The sequence below is a fragment of the Cutibacterium granulosum genome, assembly GCF_900186975.1.
GTDB lineage: Bacteria > Actinomycetota > Actinomycetes > Propionibacteriales > Propionibacteriaceae > Cutibacterium > Cutibacterium granulosum.
Genome location: NZ_LT906441.1, coordinates 779046 through 796217, shown reverse-complemented (window position 1 = coordinate 796217; position 17172 = coordinate 779046). Strand labels below are relative to the sequence as shown.

Below are 17172 nucleotides of genomic sequence, written 5' to 3'. Positions count from 1 at the left end.
AAAATGTCAGTACCTCGAGCATCCTGACGTTCCCATGACCCTCATGGGCTCGACGTGACAAAAATGTCACGCGAGACGGCCAGGGTGGGGAGGGGCCGCCCGGAATAGGGGGAGGTTCGCACGGAATCAGGAGTGCTTGTGAGGGGTGGAGGGGAGAAGGCTCGCACGAGGTCAGGAAGGTTCGCCCCGAGATTGAGAAAGTCCGCACCGGGCCGGGAAGGCCCACACAGAATCGAGAAGTTTCGTACGGGGCAGGGAAGGTTCTGACACAGGACGGGGAATGCCTCGACAGAACGGGAACATCAGGGCAAAGGGTCCTGGCCCATTCCTCTACCGTCGTCTTGAGGATCGAGGCGGGGCGAGAGCATTCCTGCCAGAAGGCTGCAAAAACGGGGGGGAGCTTTCCTGCCAGAACTTTCATTGGACTGCATTGACGGCACGAGAATCGACATCACGAACACGAGGCGACACCTGCACCTCGTTCTGGGAGACTGCCATCATGGATGCTGCCGAGCTCGACCCCGTTGACGCCCTCATCGTCGCTGAATCACCACAGATTGATCCACCACAGCAGGATTCAGCGCATGCCACGCCCGACGCCGGCTCGACGCGAACACAATCGCCACTGGGCAGCGCCGTCTGGGTGCTGAACCGACCGCGGCTGGTCCCATTCGCCGGGCACCGAGTCACGGCGTGGGCCGACGACTGCCGTGACCTCGCTGGAATCCCCAGCACGATCCGGCTCAACCCTCTGACGGCTTCGCCCCAGAACCTTGATTCCCCGACCACCACATCGACACCTACTGCGTCCCCACCAGCCGAATCCCTGACCGACACACCACCGTCCGAGAAGTCCAGGGAACGCCGTCCCGGTCCTTCGCCCAGGCAGCACCGAGCCGCCGACCATCCAAGCACCGATCGCCAGTTGGTCTGGCTCGATCTTCCCCAGTCGATCGACGCCCTGGACGAGCTGCTCGGCTGTCTGTGGCACGTGCTGGGTCCCGACGCCCACATCATCGCCGGCGGACGGATCAAACACATGACCCGGTCGATGAACGACGTTGCCGCGCGGTGGTTCGACGAGGTCCATGCAAGCCTCGGGGTGCGCAAGGCCCGCGTACTGCACATCTCACGGCCGCGGGAACGCCCGGCGATCACCGGCACGTGGCCACGCAGCAACACCGTGGATGGGTTGACGATTCACGCCCACGGTGGCGTGTTCCACACCACCGGCTTGGACGCCGGAACCGCGCTGCTGCTCTCCCACCTGGACGACATTGCTGCAGACGTGCGCACCGACGTCGTCGACCTGGGATGTGGCAACGGCATCATCGCTGCCCAGCTGGCACGTCGACTGCCCACGGCACGGGTGCACGCCACAGATGTGTCGTGGCAGGCCGTCGACTCCACCCGGCGCACCGCCGCGGCGAATGGTCTGGACGTCATCACCCACTGGTGTGACGGACTGGCCGATCTGCCCGACGCCAGCATGGACGTCGTCGTCACCAATCCGCCCTTCCATCGGGGTACTGCCCAGGATCACGCTCCCACCTTCGCGATGCTCACCGACGCCGCACGGGTACTGCGCCCGGGCGGGGCGCTGTGGTGCGTGTACAACAACCACCTGCCGTGGGCCGCACATCTGCGACGCTTCGTCGGTCAGACGCGCCAGGTCACGCGCAATCGTCACTACACGGTCACGCGAACCGTGCGGAAGTGAGCGCCCCCACGCCGTGTCGTCGCGGCCCCACCTCCACGGTCTGGGTTCCGGCCGTCACGGCCACATCACGATGCCCACGAGACCAATCCTGCGGTGACTGGTTTCCCAACTCTGTCCGTACGGCGGTACCACTCAGGCGCGAGGAGAGCCAGATCGGGGAGCCGTCACGTGAGGAAATTCAGATGGCAAGCGGGCCCAGGCCGGATGGGGGCGGAACGGGGTACCGATGTCGTCCCGCCGCGTCTACCGTTGGTGTCATGAGTTCTCGCGTCATCCTCGTCAGCGACGACCGCTCCAGTCTGCGCTCCCCCGGCACCGCACTGTGGCCGCAGGCCGCCCACATGCGCGGCACCCACACCGACGGCTGGACGGCACAGATCTTCGACTACACCACCACCGTCGAGGCAGACATGCGTGAGGTGCGCGAGTTGGCTTCGGCCAGTGGCGCGGACGTCATCCATCCACACGGGGCGCTCGCCACCCAACCACCCGGACTGTTGGTGAGCGACGTCGACTCCACCCTCACCCGCACCGAGGCGATCGACCTGTTGGCGCAATGTGCTGGGCGGGCGGACGAGGTGGCCGACGTCACCGCTCGAGCGATGGCCGGTGAGATGGACTTCGCCGAGTCGTTGCGGGCCCGGGTCGAATGCTTGGCAGGGTTGCCGGTCGGTGCCGTGGAGGAGGCTCGCCGCGCCGTCGTCGTCACCCCCGGCGCCAAGGAGCTGATTGCGGCTGCCCACGAGGCCGGTGCCACCGTGGGCCTGGTGTCAGGTGGATTCACGTCGATGGTGGAACCGTTGGCAGCCGAGCTCGGAGCAGATCATGCCGTGGCCAACGAGTTGGAGGTGGCCGATGGGCACCTCACGGGGCGGCTCACTGGCGAGATCGTCGACCGGGCCGCCAAGGCGTCCTGGCTGCGCAGGTGGGCCGCGCAGGCCATCGTCGAGGCCGAGCGAGTGATCGCCATCGGTGATGGTGCCAACGACCTCGACATGTTCGACGCGGCCGGACTGGCCATTGCATTCTGCGCCAAGCCGGTGGCCGTGGAGGCCGCCCGCAACACCGTGAGTTTTGAGCGTCTTGACGCGGTGTCGGCAGTGTGGTGCCGGTGATCCCCGTTTCGCCCCATCGGTGCCGACACGCTGCCATCGGCCGAGGGGTCGTGGCCCGTCCGAGCACCTGGTCATGGCTGCAGATCGAACCGGTCGCGAGAATTCACCCTGCTCGACGTGAGAAACATGCACACATTCCCATGCTGGACGGGCACCATGCCGATTCCGACCGCTGAAGAACAGGGGTTCCGCACGCCATCCGAGGCTGTGGATATAAAGTGATACCAAGGTTTCGGGCCCATCTGGAATGGGCCCCGGAACAGTGTGTTTCTCGGCGACTCGCGGAGCGTTCCGCGTGCCGTCATCGACGACCAGCCGCACGACGGCAGGAGGACAGATGTCAGAGCGGATTGCCAATGCAGCCCTGCGTCAGAAAGTGATGAGCGCAGACGACGCTGCCGGCCTCATCAAGGATGGCGACCAGATCGGATTCGGTGGATTCACCGGGTCGGGCTACCCCAAGGTGTTCCCGGGCGCACTCGCCAAGCGCATCGAGGCTGCCCATCAGCGCGGCGAAAAGTTCACTGTCAACACCCTCACCGGAGCCTCGACGGCTCCCGAGCTGGATGGTGCCCTGGCCGGTGTGGACGGCATCGGTTGGCGCATGCCCTACCAGTCCGACCCGACGATGCGTTCCAAGATCAACGACGGCACCAGCTACTACACCGACATCCACCTGTCGGAGTCCGGCATGATGGTGCGTCAGGGATTCTTCGGCAAGGTTGACTTCGCCGTCATCGAGGCCACCCGTATCACCGAGGACGGCAAGATCGTCCCCACCTCGTCGGTGGGCAACAACTCCGCCTACTGCGAGGTCGCCGACAAGATCATCATCGAGGTCAACTCGTGGCAGTCCGAGGATCTCGAGGGCATGCACGACGTCTACCAGGGATTCGCGCTGCCCCCCAACCGCAAGCCCATCCCGATCACCCACCCCGGTGACCGCATCGGCACCCCGTTCCTGGAGATCGACGCCAGCAAGGTCGTTGCGATCGTCGAGACCGACGGCCCCGACCGCAACTCGCCGTTCAAGCCGATCGACGACAACTCCCGCAAGATTGCCGGCTTCCTGCTCGACTTCTACGGCAACGAGGTGAAGCAGGGACGCATGCCCAAGAATCTGCTGCCGCTGCAGTCGGGTGTGGGCAACATCCCCAACGCCGTGCTCGACGGCCTGCTGCACTCCGACCTGGAGCACCTCACCTCCTACACCGAGGTGATCCAGGACGGCATGATCGACCTCATCGACGCCGGCAAGCTCGACGTGGCCTCCGCGACGGCCTTCTCGCTGTCGCCGGACTACGCCCACAAGATGAACGAGAACGCGGCCTTCTACCGCGACCACATCATCCTGCGTCCCCAGGAGATCTCGAACCACCCCGAGGTGATCCGTCGTCTGGGCGTCATTGGCGCCAACGGCATGATCGAGGCCGACATCTACGGCAACGTCAACTCGACCCACGTCATGGGCTCGCGCATGATGAACGGCATCGGCGGCTCCGGCGACTTCACCCGCAATGCCTACATCTCGGCCTTCGTCTCCCCGTCGACGGCCAAGAACGGCGCCATTTCGGCGATCGTGCCGATGGTCTCCCACGTGGACCACACCGAGCACGACGCCATGGTCATCATCACCGAGCAGGGTATCGCCGATCTGCGTGGCCTGGCCCCGCGTCAGCGTGCCCCGAAGATCATCGAGAACTGCGCCCACCCGGACTTCCGTCCGATGCTGCAGGACTACTACGAGCGTGCGCTGCGTGACTGCAAGTTCAAGCACACCCCGCACCTGCTCGGCGAGGCCTACAACTGGCACACCCGGTTCCTCGAGACCGGCACCATGCAGCAGGGCTGAACCCGCCAGGGTTGATTCCCAGCCACATTGAACAAGTGCTCCCGGACCGATGGTCCGGGAGCACTTGGGCGTTGAGACTCCCTACGCGGCGAACTCGGTGGTAAGTGCCGATTCCCATTGCCCCGGTTGGGGTCTGTCCACAACGGCAGGCCTCACCGAAAACAGACCTTGCCCCACCTCAGCCACGAGGCACAGGGGTGGGGCGGGTGTCTCGTCAGCAACCCGTACGGGGCAGAGACAGAAGCTGGCCCCAATCGGGGAAGGACAAAGCCGAGGAGCCGTCATCCGGCTGGGTGGGCGCAGTCGAGGGTACCGGTCTCGAGGACGACACGCCCAGCACCCTGCGCGACGAGCCGATGCTGTGAGAACAGCCGATGGGCACCCTCAGAACATGGGCACCCCCAGAACATGGGCACCCACAGAACAGTGGCCTCGTTCCTCGTCCTTCGCCCCTCCCCGTCCCACGCCGTAAGCTGGGTTGAGTCCCGTCGCGTCGACACCAGGAGAGCCGTGTTCCCATCATCCCAGCCCCGGCGCGCCATCGACGAGGCACCCGAAGACGTCGGGACCACGTCCTCGACGAGTAGGCGCACCGAGACGACGCGTCCCCCCGGGATCGCAACCCCTTCCAGCGCCGAGGAAGGCGCCTCCCCGCCTCGCAGTGAGCTGGCGCCCCCCGAACTGGCCCCATCTGGCTACCAAGCCGAGGTGAACCAAGATGGTCCACCGGCGGAGCCCCCACAGGGGCCAGACGCACAGCGAGCAGTGTGGGGCCCCGACGATCCCCGGAACATCCGCACCCTGCCTCCCCTGCCCAGGCCCGCCGAGGCCACACCGGGGGCGCGTCCGGGCGCCGTCGTTGCCGCCACCGTGTGTTTCGCGTTGGCGGCGGTGTCGGCTGCGGTGGCCCTGGCCTGGGCGTGGTGGGGCTCGATCAACATGACCACTTTCCGCACCGCGACCCGCCTCATGAGATGGACCGATCCTCGACCGGGTTCGCTGGCCTCGGTGCTGTGGGCCACGGCGATGGTGCTCATCGGGGTGGTCATGACGGCGATGCCGGCCCTGCTGGCTGTCAACGGCTGGTTGGGGCACCGGTGGGTGCGCTGGGGTGCCATCGGCGGGCTGGCCGCAGCCTCGCTGGCCGTCACACTCAACACCGTGGCCTGGGCGAGCGCACCGTTCGCCGTCGCAGGGCTGGTGCTCGCGTGGCTGCCGGTGAGCAGGCGTTGGCTCGACCTCTCCACAGCACGGCAGCGCTCCACGCCCCGCTGACGTGTCGTCACCGTCCCAGTAGCGCACACCCCAGGGCGAGCAGCCGCTCCTCGCTGTACTGTGGCCCACCGATCATGACGCCGATCGGCAGTTCCATGCCGTCGATGATGCTGGTGTGCAGCGGCAGGCTCATGGCTGGCCGGCCCGTGATGTTCCACAGACTGGTCCACGGCGTGAATCGGCACTGGGCCGCGAAGTCGGCTGCCGGGTCGTCGTCATCGTGCAGCTGACCGTGTGGCAGCGGCGGCTGGGCCAGAGTGGGGCTGACGATGAGGTCATAGTCTGCCCAGTGCTGACCGACCGTGCGCGAAATCATCTGAATACCAGCAAGGCCTTCGGCAAGTTCCACGCCGGTGCGGCGTCGGCCCTCCCTGCGCAGCCACCGCGTCATCGGCATGGCGTTCCTCTCACACCCCTCGGGCAACGGAATGCTTGCTGCGCCGACCTCCCACACGCACTGGAAGGAGGACCATTCCTGGGCACCGAACGGCGCCGTCGTGGGTTCGACGACGTGGCCCATGCCCTCCAGGGCCGTGGCCGCCTGGGTGACGGCGTCCAGGCAGGCCGGGTGCACGTCGGCCTCGGCAATCACTGGCTCGGTCAACACGCCGATGCGTAGCCGCGGCACCTCGTGGTCGCATGCTGTCAGGAAGCTGGTTCGTGCTGGCGGCGCACTGAACGGGTCGCCGGGCATGGGCGTGCTGATGACGTCCAGGGCTGCTGCGGTGTCGCGCACGGTACGGGTGATCACTCCCCCACTCACCAGGCCGGGGCCATCCACCCCGAATGGGCCGGCCGAGACCCGTCCCCGGCTGGGTTTGAGGCCGACGACCCCGCAGCACGAGGCAGGAATGCGAATCGAGCCGCCCCCGTCGGAGCCCTGGGCGATCGGGACCTGGCCGTCACCGACGGCGGCGGCCGCCCCGCCGGAGGATCCGCCGGACATGCGTGCGAGGTCCCACGGGGTGGCTGTGGGCGCGCGTCCAGCAGGTTCGGTGTAGCAGGGCAGGCCGAACTCCGGGGCGGTGGTGGTGCCGATCGGCACGGTCCCGGCAGCCTTGAGCAGGGCGACGATGCCATCGTCGGTCTCGCTGGGGTGTCCGCCGATGGCGCGGCTGCCAAGGTGGCGCGGCGCTCCGGCCAGGGCGTTGAGATCCTTGATCGGGCAGGGCACCCCGAACAGCGGCCCGGGCTCCACCTCGCCCGCGTCGAGCTTGCGTTGCAGTTCGTGTGCGGTGTGGCGGGCCCCCTCGTCGTCGATCCAACTCCAGGCGTGGCATTCGTCGGCGTGGGCCCGGTCCAGGGCGTCCTCGACGACCTCGATCACGCTCGTCTGGCCGGTGCGGATGGCCGATGCGGTTTCCAGGGCACTCATCTGGGTCATGGCTTGGTTGTACCACGAGCCGGGGCTGTCCCATGACGGCGGGGAGCAGGAACGAGAGGATCACCGCTACCGTGACTCACCTCCTGCGGCCGTGCCGGGGCGCAGAACCGCCGACACCCCGAGGTATCACCTCTGGACTCGACGGTTCTGAACCTCGACAGCGGTGTCTGTCGTCGCACGGGTTTTCAGGTCTCGTGCGGTGGTCTGGTCTCAGTCGACCAGACGCGCCCCCTGTGCCAGGGAATTCAACTTGGCCCAGGCCAGGGACGGGTGGATCCGACCGCCGAGACCACAGTCGGTGGAGGCGATGACCCGATCGGCGCCGACGATCTGCACGAACCGGCCGATCCGCTGGGCAACGAGCTCGGGGTGTTCGACGACATTGGTCGAATGCCCCACGACTCCGGGTATCAGCACACGGTCCTTGGGCAGGTCCACCTCGTCCCACACCGTCCACTCGTGCTCGTGACGGGCATTGGCCGCCTCGAACGACAGGTATTTCGCATTGACGGTGAGCACATTGTCGACGATCTCCCGCAGCGGGATGTCCGTGATGTGGGGACCGTGCCACGAACCCCAACACAGGTGAAGGCGCACCTGTGCCGGGTCGATGCCCTCGAGCGCGGCGTTGATCGCGTCACAGCGCACCTGGATGTACCGCCGATAGTCCTCGACACTCGGGGCAGGGTTGATCTGGTCCCAGGACTCCGCCAGGGAGGGATCGTCGATCTGGACGGTCAGCCCGGCCTGGGTGATCGCCAGGTACTCCTCGCGAAGCACCTGGGCACAGGCCTGCACGACCTCCTCGTCATTGGCGTAGTAGGCATTGTGCAGACGGGCTGCCGAGCCGGGCGAGACCGCGGCGATGAATCCGTCCCGACGATCGATTCCGTTGGCGTCCAGGGCAGTGACCAGGCCGTCGATGTCCTGACGTACCGCCTCAGCGCCTGTGTAGGTGAGCGGCCCGGTGATGACGGGGAGGACTGGTGCGATGGAGCCTCCGTCATCAGCGTTCCTCTTCCAGGAATGTGGCAGAACTGCAGATGATGGATCCGCATAGACGTCGGAGAAGTCCTGCCAGTCACGACGATCCTCGAAATCGACGAGTGTGATCTTGGATCCCGGTGCTGGCGGCGCCAACTCAGACGGCTCATCGGTGAGTTCGATGCCGCCGAAGCGGCTGAACGAGTAGCTCCACCAAGAACCGAAATCCAGCGATTCCGTCATGGCGTGGCCGTATTCACCGTCATTGACCCAGTCAATTCCGATCTCGTGCTGACGGGAGACGACGTCATTCACCGATTTCTGGAGGACCTGGGCGAACATCTGCTCCCCCATGTCCTTTCTCCTCGAGTTTGCATCGAGCAGTTCAGCAGTGCGCGGCAGTGAGCCGACATGGGTGGTGCGAATCGCCATTTTGCCCTCCTTCAATGGGTGTACGAATTGGGTGAAACTGATTCTATGGACAACAGAATTTTGCGAGAATCTTTTTCTCACCATGTGACATTTCCGGGCAGGCATGTGCCGCCAGCAGCATGGGAGTCGATGACGCTGAGGAATCCTGCACCAAGAGCCACCTGGTTCCGGGAACATCTGTCCAGCCATTCGCGTTCAGATGGGTGAAGGCATCAAGACGGAAAGGATTCCAGATGACTGAGAACATCATGATCATTGGAGGCCACGGCAAGGTTGCCCTCCGTGCAGAGCCGCTGCTGGCCGACGCCGGCCACCACGTCACGGCAATGATTCGCAACCCGCAGCAGCAGGAGGACGTCCAGGCTGCCGGGGCCACTCCCCTCGTCCTGGACATCGAGCACGCCACCCGCGAGCAGCTCGTGGATGCCTTCACCGGGATGGACGCCATCGTCTGGTCCGCCGGTGCTGGTGGCGGCACCACCCCCGAGCGCACCTACGCCGTCGACCGGGACGCGGCGATCCTGTCGATGCAGGCGGCTGCCGAGGCTGGGGTGAAGCGCTACGTCATGGTGTCCTACGACCGCGCCAAGCTGGACCACGGTGTGCCGGAGGACGACTCGTTCTTCGCATATGCCGAGGCCAAGGCCCATGCCGATGAGCACCTTCGCACGTCGGACCTGGACTGGACCATTCTGGGGCCGGGCACGCTCACCCTGGACGACCCCAGCGGCAGGATCACCCTGCGCAAGGAGGACGAAGAGGTGACCGGTGACCGCAGGACCGCGCGAGGAAACGTGGCCCGTGCCATCGTGGCTGCCCTGGAGCTGGATTCGACCATCGGTCGCAAGCTCGACTTCGCCGATGGTGAGACGCCGATCCGCGAGGCCTTCAGCGCCTGAGTCCGCTGGTGGCAGTCCTCACGCTGCCCCCAGCCTGTGACGTGGCCCTCGACCAGCTCCATCGCTGCCCGGGGGCCACAATCATGCGCTCGGGATCCGAGGTGACCCACGAGTCACGATGCGCTATGATGTGACGAGTCTCCTCGCGGGGACATGCGGGCGTAGCTCAATGGTAGAGCGCCAGCTTCCCAAGCTGGATACGCGGGTTCGATTCCCGTCGCCCGCTCCATCTTTCACCTGATTCGTGCATTCACGGGATTCGCCTCGCAACACGAGCACGCAGTGATTCGCGACCCCGCTCATCGCGCAACCAAGCCATTGTTTCGGCGGTGCGGGGCGACTGCGAGTCACCCGCAACCACCCCCCACTTCACCATCCGGCAGATGTGCCCCACCGATCAGAGAACTCTGCGCTGGCACGATCATCGTGCCGGTGAATCACGCGCCCGTTGCCGGCAGACGCGGGGTTCCGGTGCTTTCCGACACCTCGGTTTCGCGGGGATTCTCAGCACCCTGCGGCACCGTGCCGTCATCCGACGAGGCGCTCTCGGTGGCAGCAGAGGGTGAGGACGGCTGCTGGCCAGGGGTGGCGTCGGTGGAAGCCTGGTTCGAGGCCGACGGGGAGGCCGCATCCTGGCCGGGCGTCACATCGGCCGACGTGGTTCCTGCACTGGGAGTCGACGGGAGCGCCGACGGCGTGTCTTCACCCGGGGTGACGTCTGCCGAGGGTGTCACGGACGGCTCACCCGGGGTCGGGGTCTGATCGGGCGTGGGTGTCTGGTCCGGGGTCGGGGACTCGCTCGCAGCCGAGGGGGAGGCGGAGGGCGATTCGTCCGCACCGGGCTTCGCGTCGGCATCGCGCCGGGCGTCCTCCAAGGCCTTCTCGGCGTCTGCGACGTCCTTCTTGGCAGCAGCGACGGCGGCCTGGGCAGCGTCGACCTTGGCCTGCAGATCGGCAAGCTGCGGCACTGCCTGGGCAAGGTACTGATCCAGGAGGCCCTGGTAGGCGTCGACGTCGTAGCCGTACTGCAGGGTCGTTGCGTGGATGAGGAGCTGATCGGCGCTGGGAGCCTTGTCACCGGCGGTGTTGAGGCCAAGACCGGTGAGCGTCAACGTGGGATCGCTGAGGTTGCGGTAGTTGACCGTCTTCTCGGAGCTCTTGTCACCGGCGTCCCACAGCTTCTTCTGCTGGGTGTACCAGCCGTCGAGCGGATCGGACTGCCCGGAGCTCGCGTTCTCCTTCCAGCCGAGGCCGAGGTAGTCGTCGATCTCCTGGGTCGGATTGTCCTGACGGGCGTTGGCGTTGACCTGCGCGGAAGCCATGAGCGCGCTGTTGATCTTGAGGGGGTCCAGGCCGTCGGCGGCACGCAGCGTGTTGGCAGTGCGGATGAGCTTCACGGCCGACTTGACGTTGTCGATCGAGGTGGCGTCGTTCCTGGCGCCGATCTCGGTCGCCGAGTACGTATTCTCGATGCCGTCGACCTCACCGTTGAGCACCCGCACGGCCTGCTTGGCGTCGACGACCGCGTCCGCGTCCTGCTTGGCATCGATGGCGAGCCAGGTGAAGAAGCCCCGGGCCGATGCATCGCTCTGCGCAGCGGCCTTGTCACGAGCGGCCTGTGCCGCGGTGAGATTCTTCGTGGCCTCGTCGAGCTTGGCATTCGCGGCATCAAGCTGCGCCTGGGCCTCGGCCACCGCGTCCGATGCCGGGCTGGCGGACTGGCTGGTCGACTCACTGGGGGACGCGGTCGCCGCAGGAGCGGGCGAGGAGACGGCCCAGCTCGACACGGAGATGAACTGGGGCACGGCGAACGCCACGGCAGCCAGTGAGACGGCTGCAAGACGTGCTGGCAAAGACGTGTGGTCATGGGACATGGGCAGCACCTTTCGACGACGAGACCGGTGACATTGACGGCTCGACAACCACCATCCGTAGCCACAGGCCTTTTGCAGGGTAGCCCCCACGAGTGAACCGCCGGTGACCTCAAGGAGTCATCTCACCCAACTCAGCACACGAACATCCTGCGATGGACCACTCATGATGCACCGCTAAGATGTTGCCGAACTGACCCATGGAAGGGGACCACGTGACTGACGACGACTGGCCCGAACCAGATGACAGCAACAGATGGCAACCGACGTGGCGTCCAGAGGACTACTCGTCACCACAGTCCCCCTACACCAACAACCCGTTCGTCCTTGACTCGCGTCGGGGCGAAGAACACACAAATGGTCAGTCTGCCAGGAGCCGCGACCCATATCCCAGCCAGTCATCCCAGGACCAACCGTGGAACACCCCATCCGGAAACGGATGGGAAAGTCCGAACGGTTCCCAGTGGTCACCGGCGAGCACCATCCCCATGTCAACGTCGGAATGGAGGCTCAGGCTCCCCAAGCTGGAGGACAACCATCAGCAAGGGCAACCGTGGTACCGCAAGCCGGGCCTACGGATCCTCGCATACGCGTTGCTCCTCATTTTGTCCCTCATCGGAGGAATGTTCATCGGTGGTGGTCTCCAGAAAAACACCGATACCGAACTTGGCATGCAGAAGCCTCCCGAACCGACCCCCATCGTCTCCAATCTGCACCTGAAACCCTCCGAACTTCCCCCCACCAAGGGAGAGAGCGGAGACACTCTGGGATACCCCGGCATTGAGTTCACTCTTGGCGATGGAAGGATCAAGAACGGGAACGAAACATGCCTGCCCGTGAAGATCTCGAACACGTCGATCTGGACTTTTGCACCACGCAGTGAAGAGTTCACCATCCACCCCGAAGGTGACACCTCAGAGACGTTCAAGGGGGTCACCCTCTCGATGGGTGGTTCTCAGATACAAGGTGGTCTCGCACCGCAGACGTCGGCCCAGGTGTCACTGTGCCTGATTGACTACAACCTGCCCCTCAACGACCATCTCGACCCGGGGAAATACGTCGTCGCCTACTCACACACCGAAGACCCCACCGGGACCGATGTCAAGAAAGCCGAACCACTCACGTGGGCCATTGAGGTGCGCTAAGACCGCATCGACCACGCCGTGAGTTTCCTCCGTCTCGGGGGGCATCCCCGGCTCCGACCCCGACGGTTCGGAGTCGGAGATGATGTCATGGTCGGGGAGGACAACCGGCTCAGCCTCCCGTGGCCGGCAGTCCGGGACGTCCAGCATCCGCAGAACTTGCGGCCCCACCTGACACCACGCTGGACTCGGCTCCACGTGAACCGAGGGCGTTGGATCCGGCAGTACCTCCCCGAAGCCCCGGGGAGGTCGTCGCATGGCTGTTGGGTGTGCTGGCGTCGGACCACGGGCTGGAGGTGCCGGACTGCTGCGGCGTGGCGACCTGCCAGGAGTCGGCCGGGACACTCGCCCCGGTGAGGCAACGTTTGAGTTCGGGCACAGTGTAGAAGACCGATCCGTCACCGATGGCACGACAGGTTCCGCCGAACGGCACTTCGCGTTCGTTGAGGAGCATCCGTACCACCTGCTGCCCCTGATCGTTGGCGAAGACGTCCCACTGGACGTTGGCGGCCATTCGCCCCTGCGAGGCACCGCGCCAGTCGGTCGCCTTCCAGAAATCAAGGTCACCGGCGGTGATCTGCGTCTGACTGCCCGGGGCCTTGATGAGGGCTTCGAAGGGGATCAGCGTCTCGGCGTGGGCGAACCGCAGGGTTGCCGAACCATCGGGGTGCTCAGCGCTCTGACGGTCGATGCTTGCGAAGAAGTCGTCGAGCAACGGACGGGAGTTGCGGTAGGAGATGTCGCTGCCGGTGAATCCGGGGCCTTTCTGGACGTAGTCCTCGGCGTCCAGGAGCATGGCGAACCAGTTGGCCTCCTCGGGCGTGAAGTACTGCGAGAAGTCCATGCCCAGGGCCGGGGCCACGATGTAGAGGTTGTAGAGCTGAACGGCAGCGTCGACCTCATTGTCGATCTTCTTCCCGGAGGGGATTTCAAAGGTCCATTCCCCAGCGGCAAGACGATCGACGAAATCTTCGGAGTAGATCCTGGTGAGAACACTACGAGCGTACTTCTTGGATTTCGGTTGGTTCCAGACGGAGTCGACGTAGTTCTTCACCCGGTCGCCGCTGAGGTATTTCTTGTATGTCTTGTAGTCGGCATTGTTCTTGTCCTTGTGGAAGTACAAGGTGGCGGTGTCGGATCGTATCGTCTCCGAGACGTTGCCAGCTGCCTGGGGAGCTGCCTTGAGCAGCCCGGAGCGGAAGTGCCAACCGGACTCGGCGGCCCGCGGTTCGCCGGAGGACACCAGATCGACCGTCGTCCCCGATCCACCGTCGAAGAGCTCGGGCATGCGGTGGGCCAGTCGCTCGCCCATCTGCTCGTGTTCGCGTGCCCCGAGCGGGGTGAGGTTGCCGTAGCCACGCTTGAAATCGTCGTCGGTGAGCTGCGCCCGGCCCGCCATCTGTGCCCAGGTGGCCTCGTCCCCCAAGGTTTCGTTGGCCTCGTGCATCGCCTCGGTCTGCTGGTGGAGGTTCTTGCCAGCAGGCTTGCCGGCCCCCAGCTCGTGGGCCTTCTGCCACACCTTCATGGTGAGCGCGTCGTACTTGAAACCGGACAGGCCACGCGATCCGTGCCGAGCGACGATCTGGGTGTTGACGGCATGGAAACCCTCCGGCGGAACCGTGTAGTGGCTCCCCTCAGCCGCATAGGGAGTCTTCGTCGACATGGAATTGTCCACGTCGACGGCCTGGGCTGGCACGGCGGAAAGTCCCAGTACCGCTCCCAGTGAGCCAATGAGCAATTTCCGAACCGGTGGGACGCGCATCACTACCCCTTCGCATGGTCGAGCGGATTTACCCTAGTGGCCAGGAGCGAACAACAGGTGACAAGCGATGAACATCCATTTGAACGGCTGGAGGGATGTCCTCTTCACCCGTAGAATTGGCAGCCGGAGGCATCCATGAAAACACTCAGTTTCACTGATTTCTGCAACCAGGACGCCGCGGTGCTCGACGACGTCGTGACCAATCATGCGGAGACCGTCATCACACGTGCCGGCCACGAGCCAGTGGTCATCGTCTCCCTGTCCGGCTACCAATCCCTACGTGAGACTGCCGAACTGCTACGGTCCCCTGCCAATGCCCGTCATCTCCTGGATGCCACCGAGCGACTCGAATCGGGGCACGGCATTGCCCACGACCTCATCGAGGGTTGATGTTCATCTCCCCGCCCCTCACCGGCCACCGTCCACGAGCCGGGTCACCGGTGCCCGATCCGGATCGGGAGCGAAACTGAGGGTTCGAGTGCCAACGCCCAGCGCGTCAAGGAGCACGAGCCTGCCCACGGCGGGAGTTCCGATACCGGTGAGCACCTTGACGGCCTCGGTGGCCATCATCGACCCGGTCTGACCGACGACTGGCCCGAATGTGCCGCCGACAACGGCTGATGGCACCGAGTCGGCAGCCGGAACCTCGGGGAAGAGGTCACGCAGCATCGGCCCGCGCCCCGGCCAGAACACCGAGAGCTGCCCCTGGTACTGCAGGATCGTGCCCCAGACCAACGGCGTACCGGTGATCTCGGCAGCGTCGGAGGCCAAGTATCGCGTGGCGAAATTGTCGGTGCAGTCGAGCACCAGATCATGGTCACCATACAACTCGAGCGCATTGTCAGCCGTCAGACGAGCCACCATGGCCTCTGCCGACAGCTGCGGGTCCAGCCGCTGCACAGCCTCCCTGGCCGACAACGCCTTGGGGCGCCCCACATCGGCCTGACGATGAATCACCTGCCGCTGCAAATTCGACTCGTCCACGACGTCGTCGTCGATGATGGTGAGGTGGCCGATCCCGGCGGCAGCCAGATACAGCAGCACCGGTGAGCCGAGCCCACCGGCTCCGACGACGAGCACCCGACTCCCCCGCAGCTTGCGCTGTGCCTCCTCCCCGAACCCGGGCAGCACGATGTGTCGGGCATACCGTGCCTGGTCCCGCTCGCTGAGGACGGTTTCGCCCCGATCCGAGGCTGTGCTGCCCTCACCAGTGATGTTCGGGCTTGGCGTTCCAGTCGGCCGCTCCTCGCCCGAAAACCTGTCCTCGCCCACAAGCTGCTCCCCTCGCACGATCCAGCAACCACTCGATGATGCCGACACAGCCTCATGCCCCGAACCCCTCACGTCCCGAACCCGCCGATGATCGTTGGTGCGGATCATTGTCGTGCGGGAATCGGCTTCTCAGGATTGCGCAATCTCTGGCCATCTTCCGGCCATCCCGGCGTACCAACGCGTCACCAAGCATCCACGTAGTCGCCAAGTGAACACGTCGCCAGGTCCAGTGTGCCCGCGACCAAGGCCTCGACACCAGTGAGAACCTTGCCAGCCTCGGCAGATCACCTGGCCGAGTTGAGGAGGAGGTCCTGGCAGCGCAGAATCTCCCGGGTCAGGTTCGCAGGATTGATGCCGTTGCGATGGGTGATGAGTTCATCCTGCTGTGCCGGGGAGAGCGTCCCCGATTCCAGCAGCCGGTCAAGAGGCGCGGTGGGGGTGTCGTAGCGACGTCGACGTCGTCCATCGGCGGTATCGCTCCATCCGATGGGCTTGCGGGTGGGAGTGAAATAGTTGAGCTTCAGCCGCACGGCCTTCCAGAGCTGGGCGAGGGTGTGTCGTTGCCAGGCGGTGTCGCATCGTTGGGCGAATCCGCAGCGGCGCAGGGCATGGCCGTTCCAGGAATCCGCAGTTGGCCGATCGTTCCTCGCACCGGCTCGGGAGTGAGTGAGAAGAATGTCCTGGCTCCTCGCCCACGCGGTGACCTCCCCGTTGGGAAAGCCGGGAGCAGCGCTGCAGTCCAGGCCACAGATGGTGAATGGGATGGCCTCAACGGCTCGTTGCAGCCCAGCAACCATCTGAGCGTGCGTGTCGTCTTCCATGACCTCCAGATGGACCCAACCGGTGTGAACGTCGGTGAGGATCACCGTGTGGGCAAAACGTCCGGCCACGGAGGAACCACAGTGGGCGACGGTGTCGATCTCGAAGAATCCCGGGTACCCCTCGGCCTTGTCAGCAGCAGTACGAGTGGTGATCGAGTTGCGCAGCAGGTTCCCGTGGCAGATGGCCGGGCCGCCCTCGAGCCGCACACAGGATCGCTCGACCTTGAGGTAGCGGTCGATCGTGGCCGGACTCATGTGCTCGAGTTCGGCGCGGACCGCTTGGCTGTATCCCAGGCGTCCCTCGATGAGTTCGCCATGCCGAGTCAAGGCGTCCAACCACTGGCCCATCGCGGCAGCCATGTACTTGCCCGACGGGCACCCCATGAGCTTCCACACCCTGGCCAGCACGGTGGCAGCCTGCGCTGAATACTTCGGCTCCCGGGTGGAGCGATGATCTATGCGTTTGGAGTCCTCGGGGCCGGTCAGGCAACGCCGGGCCGTGGACCGCGCCAACCCCGTGAGGTTGCAGAACTCGTCCAGTATCGCCGTCTTCTCGGCCTTGGCCGCCCCTCGATAGGCCTGGCGGAGTCGTCTGGTCACCTCGACACGTTCGCCCATTCGGCATCACACCTTCGTTCCCATG

The 17172-nt window shown here is 65.1% G+C and carries 13 protein-coding genes and 1 tRNA gene; 8 read left to right on the top strand and 6 right to left on the bottom strand.

Annotated elements, in window-relative coordinates; genetic code table 11:
• The first annotated feature begins 499 nt into the window (after positions 1–499).
• The 4 genes from CKV91_RS03300 to CKV91_RS03280 all read left to right on the top strand — a co-directional run bounded on the left by CKV91_RS03300 (position 500) and on the right by CKV91_RS03280 (position 5962).
• The gene (locus CKV91_RS03300) at positions 500–1720 is read left to right on the top strand and encodes a class I SAM-dependent methyltransferase (protein WP_021106151.1); all 1221 of its coding nucleotides are present in this window, start codon (positions 500–502) and stop codon (positions 1718–1720) included.
• A gap of 257 nt (positions 1721–1977) precedes the next feature.
• Complete coding sequence (gene serB, locus CKV91_RS03295; protein WP_021106152.1) at positions 1978–2835, top strand: phosphoserine phosphatase SerB; 858 nt, start codon at positions 1978–1980, stop codon at positions 2833–2835.
• Positions 2836–3172: 337 nt separating this feature from the next.
• The gene (locus CKV91_RS03285; RefSeq protein ID WP_021106153.1) at positions 3173–4687 is read left to right on the top strand and encodes an acetyl-CoA hydrolase/transferase family protein; all 1515 of its coding nucleotides are present in this window, start codon (positions 3173–3175) and stop codon (positions 4685–4687) included.
• A gap of 510 nt (positions 4688–5197) precedes the next feature.
• The gene (locus CKV91_RS03280; RefSeq protein ID WP_157738722.1) at positions 5198–5962 is read left to right on the top strand and encodes a hypothetical protein; all 765 of its coding nucleotides are present in this window, start codon (positions 5198–5200) and stop codon (positions 5960–5962) included.
• 7 nt (positions 5963–5969) lie between these two features.
• On the opposite strand, the gene CKV91_RS03275 is transcribed toward CKV91_RS03280, so the two are convergent.
• Together CKV91_RS03275 and CKV91_RS03270 are read right to left on the bottom strand one after the other, a co-directional pair.
• Complete coding sequence (locus tag CKV91_RS03275; RefSeq protein ID WP_065860808.1) at positions 5970–7346, bottom strand: amidase; 1377 nt, start codon at positions 7344–7346, stop codon at positions 5970–5972.
• A 210-nt stretch (positions 7347–7556) separates the two neighbouring features.
• Positions 7557–8762, bottom strand: a complete 1206-nt coding sequence (locus CKV91_RS03270; protein ID WP_065860809.1) for a cobalamin-independent methionine synthase II family protein — start codon at positions 8760–8762, stop codon at positions 7557–7559.
• 233 nt (positions 8763–8995) lie between these two features.
• Here CKV91_RS03270 and CKV91_RS03265 point away from each other — a divergent pair, with 233 nt between their 5' ends.
• Together CKV91_RS03265 and CKV91_RS03260 are read left to right on the top strand one after the other, a co-directional pair.
• Positions 8996–9661 (top strand): SDR family oxidoreductase, encoded by a 666-nt coding sequence (locus CKV91_RS03265; protein ID WP_021106181.1) that lies wholly within the window; start codon positions 8996–8998, stop codon positions 9659–9661.
• 155 nt (positions 9662–9816) lie between these two features.
• Positions 9817–9890 (top strand) — tRNA-Gly (locus CKV91_RS03260).
• Positions 9891–10098: 208 nt separating this feature from the next.
• On the opposite strand, the gene CKV91_RS03255 is transcribed toward CKV91_RS03260, so the two are convergent.
• Positions 10099–11535 carry a cell surface protein gene (locus CKV91_RS03255; RefSeq protein WP_021106182.1) on the bottom strand — a complete coding sequence of 479 codons (1437 nt, stop codon included), beginning with the start codon at positions 11533–11535 and terminating at the stop codon, positions 10099–10101.
• A gap of 485 nt (positions 11536–12020) precedes the next feature.
• Between CKV91_RS03255 and CKV91_RS03250 the strand changes: the two genes are divergently transcribed.
• Positions 12021–12677 (top strand): hypothetical protein, encoded by a 657-nt coding sequence (locus CKV91_RS03250; protein WP_157738720.1) that lies wholly within the window; start codon positions 12021–12023, stop codon positions 12675–12677.
• A gap of 109 nt (positions 12678–12786) precedes the next feature.
• On the opposite strand, the gene CKV91_RS03245 is transcribed toward CKV91_RS03250, so the two are convergent.
• The gene (locus CKV91_RS03245) at positions 12787–14436 is read right to left on the bottom strand and encodes a histidine-type phosphatase (RefSeq protein ID WP_065860811.1); all 1650 of its coding nucleotides are present in this window, start codon (positions 14434–14436) and stop codon (positions 12787–12789) included.
• Between the two features lie 135 nt (positions 14437–14571).
• On the opposite strand from CKV91_RS03245, the gene CKV91_RS03240 reads away from it, so the two are divergent.
• On the top strand, positions 14572–14826 hold the full coding sequence (locus CKV91_RS03240; protein WP_021106186.1) for a type II toxin-antitoxin system Phd/YefM family antitoxin: 255 nt from the start codon (positions 14572–14574) through the stop codon (positions 14824–14826).
• An 18-nt stretch (positions 14827–14844) separates the two neighbouring features.
• On the opposite strand, the gene CKV91_RS03235 is transcribed toward CKV91_RS03240, so the two are convergent.
• Positions 14845–15651, bottom strand: coding sequence for a HesA/MoeB/ThiF family protein (locus CKV91_RS03235; protein ID WP_051254930.1), 807 nt, complete (start codon positions 15649–15651; stop codon positions 14845–14847).
• A gap of 341 nt (positions 15652–15992) precedes the next feature.
• Positions 15993–17147: an integrase catalytic subunit gene (locus CKV91_RS03230; protein WP_021106188.1), complete on the bottom strand. Its 1155-nt coding sequence runs from the start codon at positions 17145–17147 to the stop codon at positions 15993–15995.
• Between the last annotated feature and the right edge of the window lie 25 nt (positions 17148–17172).

Excerpts from the sequence above, each read along its gene's own strand:
- CKV91_RS03300 (WP_021106151.1), top strand. The coding sequence starts at position 500 with ATGGATGCTGCCGAGCTCGACCCCGTTGACGCCCTCATCGTCGCTGAA.
- serB (WP_021106152.1), top strand. The coding sequence starts at position 1,978 with ATGAGTTCTCGCGTCATCCTCGTCAGCGACGACCGCTCCAGTCTGCGC.
- CKV91_RS03285 (WP_021106153.1), top strand. The coding sequence starts at position 3,173 with ATGTCAGAGCGGATTGCCAATGCAGCCCTGCGTCAGAAAGTGATGAGC.
- CKV91_RS03275 (WP_065860808.1), bottom strand. The coding sequence starts at position 7,346 with ATGACCCAGATGAGTGCCCTGGAAACCGCATCGGCCATCCGCACCGGC.
- CKV91_RS03270 (WP_065860809.1), bottom strand. The coding sequence starts at position 8,762 with ATGGCGATTCGCACCACCCATGTCGGCTCACTGCCGCGCACTGCTGAA.
- CKV91_RS03265 (WP_021106181.1), top strand. The coding sequence starts at position 8,996 with ATGACTGAGAACATCATGATCATTGGAGGCCACGGCAAGGTTGCCCTC.
- CKV91_RS03255 (WP_021106182.1), bottom strand. The coding sequence starts at position 11,535 with ATGTCCCATGACCACACGTCTTTGCCAGCACGTCTTGCAGCCGTCTCA.
- CKV91_RS03250 (WP_157738720.1), top strand. The coding sequence starts at position 12,021 with ATGTCAACGTCGGAATGGAGGCTCAGGCTCCCCAAGCTGGAGGACAAC.
- CKV91_RS03245 (WP_065860811.1), bottom strand. The coding sequence starts at position 14,436 with ATGCGCGTCCCACCGGTTCGGAAATTGCTCATTGGCTCACTGGGAGCG.
- CKV91_RS03240 (WP_021106186.1), top strand. The coding sequence starts at position 14,572 with ATGAAAACACTCAGTTTCACTGATTTCTGCAACCAGGACGCCGCGGTG.
- CKV91_RS03230 (WP_021106188.1), bottom strand. The coding sequence starts at position 17,147 with ATGGGCGAACGTGTCGAGGTGACCAGACGACTCCGCCAGGCCTATCGA.